The 1,402-nt window shown below is 55.1% G+C and carries 1 protein-coding gene; it reads right to left on the bottom strand.

Annotated elements, in window-relative coordinates:
• Positions 1 to 337: 337 nt before the first annotated feature.
• Complete coding sequence (locus CGA21_RS29675) at positions 338 to 1,357, bottom strand: IS30 family transposase (RefSeq protein ID WP_188265687.1); 1,020 nt, start codon at positions 1,355 to 1,357, stop codon at positions 338 to 340.
• Positions 1,358 to 1,402: the final 45 nt, after the last annotated feature.

The following is a 1,402-nucleotide window of genomic DNA, read 5'->3' as shown; positions in this document are numbered from 1 at the left end:
GGCGGTCTCAAGGAGCAAGTGCAACAGTCAGTTAATTTTCTAGGTTTGCTCAGCGCAGCGGTATTCGCGCTTCCAATGCATCATTGCAATGGCCGCCTGAGCGAACCGAGCCAACCCGTTACACACGATTTTCACTGCTAAAGGCTTACCCCATGACCAAGCCTTTCTGTCGCTGAAACAGCGGCTATACAATCCCCCCCCGGCATCGCTTAAACAATGGCTATACAGTCCCCCCCCCGTATCGACGATTTGGTGGACTAAAATGACGCGATTTGCCCCCCCCACTCGACCACTACAAAGTGACTGGTCGGCGCTCAGCTCGGCTTCCCCTTAACGGTCAGTTGAGAGTTTCGAGCTTGTTGGTCGCGCTGAGCTGAAGATAATCTACCAGCACCTCGACTGGAAATTTCCAGCCCAATGTCTGGCGGGGGCGGGTATTGAGCAAATCGGCTATTTCATCCAGTCGCGCCTGCGTCACCAGCGAGAGATCAGTACCCTTGGGGAGGTACTGGCGTAACAACCCGTTCGTGTTTTCATTGCTACCACGCTGCCAAGGCGAGTGCGGGTCGGCGAAATAAATCTTCATCCCCGTGCGCGCAGTGATTTCGGCATGACGGGCCATTTCGCTGCCTTGATCATGCGTCATGGTTTTTAATAGCGAGGGCGCCATCCGCGACATTTCCCTCACGATGGCTTCCGCCGCCGCCTCTGCGGTGGGGGCTTCGAGCTTGGCGAGAATCACATAACGGCTCGTACGCTCGACCATGGTGGCAACCGCTGAGCGATTATTGGCACCCATAATCAGGTCACTCTCCCAATGCCCAGGAACCAGACGATCTGCGACCTCAGGGGGGCGTAGGTGAATACTCAGCTGTGCCGGGTAGCGTTCTCGACGCACATTGCTTTGGGTTCGCTTACGACGCTTGCCGTCACCCTGACGCAAATAACTGATCAGCTGACGTTTCAGTTCGCCGCGTGGGTAGGCATAGATGGCAAGGTAAATAGTTTCGTGACTCACATGTCGCTCGGGTTGGCCGGGCCAGATACTACGTAGTCTGCGGGCAATTTGTTGCGGTGACCAGCCAATACGAAGCATTTCGACAACCACTTGAAACAGCTCTGAGTCTGGAGATAAACAGCGCTGGCGGCGAGGTACATGCCGAAGCTGTTGAGCCCTGCTGGTAGCTTGGATGGCGTCATAGTGAGGTTGCTGGGGGTTGCGTTTGATCTCACGACTGATGGTGCTGGGGTGACGGCCTAGCAACGCGGCAATAGCTCGCAGTGTCTGTCGTTGAAATAGCATCACCATAATGGTGACGCGTTCCTCGGTACTCAAGTGTTTGTATTGGGTAGACATGGCAACACCTTACATCAGGTATTGCACTTACTCCTTGAGACCGCC

The organism is Pseudomonas sp. PSB11 (assembly GCF_014596605.1).
GTDB lineage: Bacteria > Pseudomonadota > Gammaproteobacteria > Pseudomonadales > Pseudomonadaceae > Aquipseudomonas > Aquipseudomonas umsongensis.
The sequence above is the reverse complement of the archived record's forward strand: the minus strand, read 5'-3'. Positions and strand labels throughout refer to the sequence as shown.